This is a genomic window from Deltaproteobacteria bacterium GWA2_45_12, from assembly GCA_001797365.1.
GTDB lineage: Bacteria > UBA10199 > UBA10199 > UBA10199 > UBA10199 > UBA10199.
Map to the genome: position 1 here is coordinate 1 of MGPH01000056.1, position 7,161 is coordinate 7,161.

The 7,161-nt window shown below is 44.1% G+C and carries 8 protein-coding genes; 2 read left to right on the forward strand and 6 right to left on the reverse strand.

The window, feature by feature from the left end:
* Positions 1-28 precede the first annotated feature (28 nt).
* Together A2048_10740 and A2048_10745 are read right to left on the reverse strand one after the other, a co-directional pair.
* Positions 29-1,156 carry a hypothetical protein gene (locus A2048_10740; GenBank protein ID OGP07904.1) on the reverse strand — a complete coding sequence of 376 codons (1,128 nt, stop codon included), beginning with the start codon at positions 1,154-1,156 and terminating at the stop codon, positions 29-31.
* On the reverse strand, positions 1,153-1,332 hold the full coding sequence (locus tag A2048_10745) for a hypothetical protein (protein OGP07905.1): 180 nt from the start codon (positions 1,330-1,332) through the stop codon (positions 1,153-1,155). The genes A2048_10740 and A2048_10745 overlap by 4 nt, the downstream gene beginning before the upstream one ends.
* Positions 1,333-1,467: 135 nt before the next feature.
* Between A2048_10745 and A2048_10750 the strand changes: the two genes are divergently transcribed.
* Entirely contained in the window at positions 1,468-2,205 is a 738-nt protein-coding gene (locus A2048_10750) for a hypothetical protein (protein OGP07906.1), read from the forward strand.
* 424 nt (positions 2,206-2,629) lie between these two features.
* Here A2048_10750 and A2048_10755 read toward each other — a convergent pair whose 3' ends face one another.
* The 4 genes from A2048_10755 to A2048_10770 form a co-directional block, all read right to left on the reverse strand.
* A complete protein-coding gene (locus A2048_10755) occupies positions 2,630-3,487 on the reverse strand; it encodes a hypothetical protein (protein OGP07907.1) in 858 nt (285 codons plus the stop codon).
* 285 nt (positions 3,488-3,772) lie between these two features.
* Positions 3,773-3,955: a hypothetical protein gene (locus tag A2048_10760; protein OGP07908.1), complete on the reverse strand. Its 183-nt coding sequence runs from the start codon at positions 3,953-3,955 to the stop codon at positions 3,773-3,775.
* 54 nt (positions 3,956-4,009) lie between these two features.
* Positions 4,010-5,206 (reverse strand): hypothetical protein, encoded by a 1,197-nt coding sequence (locus tag A2048_10765; GenBank protein OGP07909.1) that lies wholly within the window; start codon positions 5,204-5,206, stop codon positions 4,010-4,012.
* 190 nt (positions 5,207-5,396) lie between these two features.
* The gene (locus tag A2048_10770; GenBank protein ID OGP07910.1) at positions 5,397-5,843 is read right to left on the reverse strand and encodes a hypothetical protein; all 447 of its coding nucleotides are present in this window, start codon (positions 5,841-5,843) and stop codon (positions 5,397-5,399) included.
* Positions 5,844-6,452: 609 nt separating this feature from the next.
* Between A2048_10770 and A2048_10775 the strand changes: the two genes are divergently transcribed.
* Complete coding sequence (locus A2048_10775; protein ID OGP07911.1) at positions 6,453-7,157, forward strand: DNA-binding protein; 705 nt, start codon at positions 6,453-6,455, stop codon at positions 7,155-7,157.
* Positions 7,158-7,161: the final 4 nt, after the last annotated feature.

Genomic DNA, 7,161 nt, shown 5'->3' on the forward strand with positions numbered 1-7,161 from the left:
TCCCTATAAAACATTAGCAGCTTCGCTGCTACCCGCTTTCACCCACGGGCTTACGCCCGTGGTCCTCAGCGGGGTTCTGATAGGCGGCACCATAAGATTCCCCGTTGGTGAGTAGCCATTGATTTGTATTCTCAAGAATATGTTTCGTTTTTTCAGCGGGATCTTGAATCCTCTCAGCGTCAATGAAGGCTTTTATGGCATAATGATGAGTATATCCGAGGTTATGCTTGCCGGATCCCGTGAGAAAAATCATCTCCTGAAAAATTTTACAGCCTTCGGCGGCATTATTATCTCCTTTTTCAATTTCGCGAAAAATATCTGTTGTCGAATTGAAGTTGCCGGTTGATGCAAGATACTCCCATTTTTTTAAAAAATCAGTGAGCAGCGGCTTAACTTTAGCAATATAAGTTTTTGCGCTGTGTTCGGGGAGCCAAAAATGTTCGGCCTCGCCGATCCATGATTCTTGATACTCCATGCCTTGCATTAACCAATCGTAGATGACTTGTGACGAGAGTAGCAGCGTGACGAGTGTGTTCTGGGCATTTTTTTGCTTATGCTGTTCCGAAAAATAATTCTGAGTTGTTTCCTCCAATTGTGACACCCGCTCCACTGCTTCCGGATACGATCTATTTTTAGGTGCCAACGTGGAAAGGGTTTCGTAAACGCTCGCAGCCTCCAGGTTATGATCCGCCTTGATCAGTAATTTAGCGGAGACTTCACCATGGAAAAGTCTGGTTTGCAAAGGGATGGCGTCGTTTAGCAGGTATTCCGCCACCTGTTCAGTGTAGGCATTGAGTTCTAATTCGGAGATGTCGCTTAAATCTGTAATCTGCGGGGGGGGGGTAACGTTAGCCGCTGGTTTCTTTGCGGTCAATGGTGGTGTTGCAAACAGGACTTGAATGGTGCCGGAGACATGATTTCTTTGAGTACCCGGGTAATCGCTGTTGAAGATATCGTTCTCAAATAGGGATCCATATTCAGGCGAGGATTTAATGCGTAACCATTCCTCGTAAGAAACTTCCTGGTTGCCGTCGCCAACGGCGCTTTCCAAATCAGTCAAGAGCAATTCGACCTGACTTAATTCTGCGGTATCGAGTGGGTTCTCGTTATCCCGAATGAGTGAATCAACGATTTGATTGATGGAAACGCCTTTCATACTTCTCCTTTTCCCATAAAAGTATACACCGAGACACGGGTCTTCTGAAAATAATATGCAAGAAACAAGCCAAATAAAATGAGGTATAAGCTTGATATTTCAGGTAAATTTTGAAGCTCAATGGGGTATTTAAAATATTTCGAGGTCTCCAGACCCCATTTTATGAGAACCGGCATTTGAATACCCCCGCCCAGAAAGGCGGGAGTTGTTCACTCAATTATCGACCAGTTCAATACACACCCGTCCCCTCTGCGTCGCCCACACCAGTGCTGGAAGATGTGCTTTTTTCAAGACCGTGGCAATCTGCGCGCATGAAAATCACTTCTGATATTTTCGAGGCCTACCTCAAATGTTCTACCAAATGTTTTCTCACGTCAGTCGGCGAAGGCAAAACTGGGAATGCATACGCTGACTGGTTTCATGCCCAAAACGAGTTATACCGGAATAAGGGCGTTGAGTATTTATTGGAAGGAAGTGCCCGAGATGGATGCGTCAGCAGGCCCTCCTCGGAGGACGCGAAGACCGCCAAATGGCGATTGGCGACAGATTTTATAGTCCAGACACCGCAATTGGAATCCGTCATTCATGCGGTGGAGCGCGTTCCTCCAGAAGGGCGCGGTAAAGTTGCACAATTTATCCCGACCCGGTTCATCTTCACCAATAAACTCACCCGAGACGACAAGTTGTTATTAGCCTTTGACGCTTTCGTCTTATCAGAAATGTCTGGCCGCGAAGTTGGATTTGGTAGGATTATTCACGGCGACAATCATGCCACAGCGAAAATAAAGACTTCATCATTGAAAAATCGAGTGAAGAAGCTTGTCGAAAAAATCGTCGAGTTAACCTCCGGCGATTCACCACCTGATCTCGTCTTGAATCGGCACTGTGGCGAATGCGAGTTTCAAGATCGTTGCCGACAAAAGGCTGTTGAAAAAGATGATTTAAGCCTGCTGACCAGCTTGAACGTGAAAGAGAGAAAAAAACTGCATGGCAAAGGCGGAAAATTTCAGGATAGTTGTCGCATTTTATTAACAAGCCATTTGAGTTGATTCCTCGTTAAAGTTTATTTGATCATTTTTCAACCAGTTTAATTTTACCTCTCGTATCGGTTGCCAATTTCTTGTGGCGCCTGACCATCTGGCCGGATTTCTTTCTTTTGCTTCGGCATAAACCTTTTTTCTTTTTGTTAATAAGAAAAATTCAGACGGAGGAAAATTTTAATCGTTAGAAATGAAAGATTTATCTTTTTTGTAAGCTTAAATATTTACTCCGTCTGAATTTTTGTCTCTCGTCCGTCTTGACAGACGAAATTCCGGCCCGAAGAATTTTTGACTCCGTATCAGGGAGTGCTGGGGCGACGGCCACGCGACGCGGAAGCCGACATTGTTGTTACGGTTGTCAGCATTGTCGTTGTTGCGATTGGCCGAACGGTTGTTCCAATCGTTGTTGTTCCAGGAACCGCCGCCGGTATGATCAATCACCCTGATCAAATCTTTTAAAGACAATTTCCTCAAAAATCAATTCTCTTAATCGGTAAGAATCGGCGTGTTTTGCATGGCCTATCCATGCTTGAATGGATTGGTGGATGTGCTTCCAGTCAATTTTGTCATAACCATAAAGTTCCTGATATCTGCGCATGCGTCTTTTGAACCTGAGAACGTTCTGTCGTTTCAATCGGCGTCGTTCGGCAGATATTGTCATGCCTAAAAAAGGAACTCCCTGTTCCGTTGAAAAAATACGGCATTTATTTTCGTGAAGTTTAAGATAAATCTCATCCAGATAAGTTTGGATTTCTTTTTTGGCCAGCCACAGGAAATTTTTGTCATCGTGCAAAACAACGAAGTCATCCATGTACCGCAGATAATATCGACAACCCAATTTTTCTTTTATAAAATGATCCAGCCCGTTCAGATAAACGTTGGCAAAAAACTGTGAGGTCAAATTGCCTATAGGGATACCAATCTGTCTGTCTGTCTGGATGGATGCAAAGTTTGCGCCATTACCATATTCTCTCTGTGAACTCAAAATCTTTTCGATCAACCACAGGGTATCTTTGCAGCCAATTTTTCGTTCAATCAGTTTCAACAAAACGTCATGATCAATGCTGGGAAAGTACTGGCGGATATCACATTTCAAGGTGTACTTGGCCTTACGGGCAAAGTCCTGAAAGCGGTTAAGTGCCGCATGTGTTCCCTTGCCTTTGCGGGTTGCGTAGGAATCAGAAATAAAAGTGGGATCGAAAATAGGCTCAAGAATATTGTGAATGGCGTGATGCACGACACGGTCCCGGTAAGGCGCGGCGCTGATCACCCGTTTCTTTGGTTCATAAATGAGAAAGGATAAGAAAATTCAGACGGAGTAAAATTTTAATCGTTAGAAATTAAAGGTTTATCTTTTTTTTAAGCCTAGATATTTACTCCGTCTGAATTTTTCCGTCTGAATTTTTGCTTCTGAATTTTTGCTGAATTTTTGTCTGTTTACTCCGTCTGAATTTTTTGTTTCCTGAATTTTTTTCCGCCGTCTGAATTTTTTTCCGGTCGGCCCTACATCGCAATGGCCACGAATTCCCCGTGGAATTATCGGTAACCCCCTTAAAAATTGGCCCAACCTACACCTTCAGCGCTTTTTTGCGTGATATTTCCCAAAGAAAAGAGGCTGAAGACCAAATGAAAAAAACCAATGAAGAATTAAAACACTATAATCATAAGGTTTGCGTACAAAACCCGCCGCCTTAAGCGTATTGACACAAATTTTTTCTTGGGAGGGGTCTGCAGAAAAAAAGAGGATGGGGAGATGCACTGCCCCTTAAAAGAAGTCTAGGAAAACTACCCCTCTACCTATCTGGTTTACTGTTCATACAATTTGAGAACAGAAGTCTGCCGCAGAAATAGGAAGAGGACTTGAGGCTTCCTGCAAAGGCATCCCCACTGATTTGAGGGAACCGGAAACCAACACCGAAATTTCGGGCTTCAACAATTCCTGAAAATAGTACAAATCCCGGCTTAAGTTTTTCTCGCTTTTTTTGGCTTCTACAAGAATAAAGGGTTTTTCGTCACGAGTAACCAAAAAATCAACCTCCCTTTTTTCTTTGTCCCTCAAGTAATGAAGATCAAAATCTCCAAACCCCGAGTCGGTCCAATAATGAACGGATTTCAAAAGATGGGAGGCGATCATATTCTCATAGCGGGCACCCTCATCAAGGACCTCAGACCAATCCCAAAAAAACAGCTTCGGAGTTTTATGGAGAGAACGTTTTATATTTTTTGAATAAGGGCGAATGAGATAAACATAATAGAGGCTTTCCAAAAGCTTGATCCAGCGGCGCACCGTATCCACACTCACATTCAAATCCGTTGCCAGATTTTGATAGCTCAAAAGCCCCCCTGCTCGCGCTGGCAAGATCTTCATGAGCATTTCAACTCCAGCAAGATCCTCGATTTTGGAAAGTTCCCGGATGTCTTGCCTGGAAATCAATTCCTTCCTCATCCTAACCCATTTGGCATGGGATTCCTTCCTGGCAGTAAAGAAAGGTTGGGGAAAACCTCCAAAACTCATCAAAGCCTCCCAGGAACTGGCGGGAGTAGAAAGAGGAGTGCGGAAAAGCTGATTAATAAAAGCCCCTTGATGAAGCTCTCCCAAAGATAGGGGGTGATGCCTATAGAGAAAGTAGCGGCCGAGCAAACTATCCCCACCCTTTTTATAAATATCGAGTCTGGCGCTACCGGTGACGATAATTTTTAAGCCCTTGTGGTATTTGTCGTAAAATCCTTTAAGCCAACCTTTCCATTGCGGATTTTTATGAATTTCATCCAGAATCAGGATGGTCTTTGGAGAATGGCTTGAAGACAGAACCTCTTTAAGCTTAGCCGGTTTGGAACGCAGAAGCAGCCGATCATCTTGGTTATCCCAATTCAAATAAAGGTTACGCTTGGACTCGAATTCGCAAGCTGTAGTCGTCTTACCCGACTGCCTGGGACCTGCAAGAAAGGCCATATTTTTTTCATTCAGGAAATGATCCTTGAGAATATTTTCATAAAGACGGTGAAACATATGTCCATTTTATTGAATATCGTAAAAAAGTCAATTTTTACGACTATTTTACTTTATATCGTAAAATGGTCATAAACTCGGTGATGGTGTTGACAAACGGAGTGGGGGGTCTTGAGTGCGCCAAGAAGCGTAGATGAGGGGTCAAAAAGAAGATCATGACGCCTATGAAAATTTTAATCGCTTGGCTTTTCTACCATGACCAAGGCCATCTCCAGGGTTTCCGGGATGGGGGTCTCGTCCCTTGACTTTCTTGAGGTGTCGTAGAGGTCTCCGAACCTAATGGGGGTTTTTCTGGCTCTGAAAGGGCCGTTGGCACAAATACCGCACGTCCTCGGGCACCTTGAGATTCTTGTGGGGATTCCGGGACAAAAAGCATCAAACCATCCATTGCACTTCCTGTGAGCCGCCTCGATGCTCCTAGAACTTCAGTAAGCTGTCGTTCAAGGAAAGCGGGCTCAACCCCCATAGCCCTTTGTTGACCAACTACTTCGGTCAATTTGCGGCAAAGATCTGGAAAAGCATGTCCTCCTTTTTCGGCCATTAAAACAAGGAAATCCCCCGCTAGCCCCGGCTCAATTCCAGCCTCCTGCAAAGCCCTTGTTGTCTCTCTCAACCCGACGGACAGATCCTCCACCATCCCTTGAGCTCGGCAAGCATTCGAAGCACCGACAGCAAGAGCCAGCCTTCCTCGTTGTTCATGGCTTAACGGTAACGCATCTAAAAGAACCAACAAAAATTCAGACGGAGTAAAATTTTAATCATTAGCGTCTGAATTTTTTCTGAATTTTTTTCTATCTGGGTTGACAGGAATCGCTTACGCTTTTGGCCAAATTGGTGAAGGCGGAAATTTTGGAGGGATAGTAAAGAATCTTAGGATTTAATTTGATTATTTTGGGTCCATTTGCCATCGTCCACATCCGCATGCTCCACTATCGCCGCACGCAAAAAATTTTCATCCTCTGGCTTCTATTTTTATTCCTCTCCATCCCCCTTGCCGCGGACGTCCAGGTGTACTTCAATGTCAGCAACAATAAGGTCCACAAAATGAGTTGCCACTGGGGACAGGTGTGCACGAGGAATTGCATCGTGATCCCGAGGACTGAAGCTTATCGCCGTGGAGGCGTGGCCTGTAAGGTTTGTGGGGGGGTAAGTCTTTAAGGGCTTATACGGTTTTATGGTAAGCAGTTGAAATAAAATGATTTCTAATTGGGGCGAATTCGCCCCAATTAAAATGAGGGAGGGGAATATGTTTCTTAAAAGAAAAAGAAAGCTAAGTATTCAAGGTCAGTCCGTCTCGGTTCAAAATGTGGAGGGGCAAGATTATTTAAGCCTGACGGATATGATCAGATCTAAAGATGGTGATTTTTTTGTCAAAGATTGGTTACGAAATAGAAACACTTTGGAGTTTTTAGGGATTTGGGAACAAATCAACAACCCTCATTTTAATTGGGACGAATTTGCACGTATCAAGGAACAGTCTGGCCTTAACGGATTTAAGATCAGTGTCAAAGAGTGGGTGGACAAAACGAAAGCAAAAGGTCTTACGGCCGAAGCTGGACGTTATGGAGGCACGTATGCCCATCGGGATATCGCTTTTGAATTTGGTACGTGGATCAGTCCTGCCTTCAAGCTCTATCTCATCAAGGAATACCAACGCCTCAAAGAAATCGAAAACAATCAGTACCATCTTGAGTGGAACGTTAAGCGCATTGTCAGCAAGGCCAATTATCATATCCAAACCGATGCTGTAAAAAATCACATCATTCCCATCTCAAAAAAATGGAAGAAGGATTATGAGTACGCCGAAGAAGCCGATCTATTGAATGTCGCTGTATTCGGTTGTACAGCCAAGGAATGGCGAGGAGCCAACTGGACTGCGCCCCGTCAACTGGAGAGTTGGCGTCAGAAGTTGAGATGGGGGTTGCAGTCGTTAGTTTTTGTTTTCCAATAAATGG

Excerpts from the sequence above, each read along its gene's own strand:
- A2048_10740 (OGP07904.1), bottom strand. The coding sequence starts at position 1,156 with ATGAAAGGCGTTTCCATCAATCAAATCGTTGATTCACTCATTCGGGAT.
- A2048_10745 (OGP07905.1), bottom strand. The coding sequence starts at position 1,332 with ATGCCGGTTCTCATAAAATGGGGTCTGGAGACCTCGAAATATTTTAAA.
- A2048_10750 (OGP07906.1), top strand. The coding sequence starts at position 1,468 with ATGAAAATCACTTCTGATATTTTCGAGGCCTACCTCAAATGTTCTACC.
- A2048_10765 (OGP07909.1), bottom strand. The coding sequence starts at position 5,206 with ATGTTTCACCGTCTTTATGAAAATATTCTCAAGGATCATTTCCTGAAT.
- A2048_10770 (OGP07910.1), bottom strand. The coding sequence starts at position 5,843 with ATGGTGGAGGATCTGTCCGTCGGGTTGAGAGAGACAACAAGGGCTTTG.
- A2048_10775 (OGP07911.1), top strand. The coding sequence starts at position 6,453 with ATGTTTCTTAAAAGAAAAAGAAAGCTAAGTATTCAAGGTCAGTCCGTC.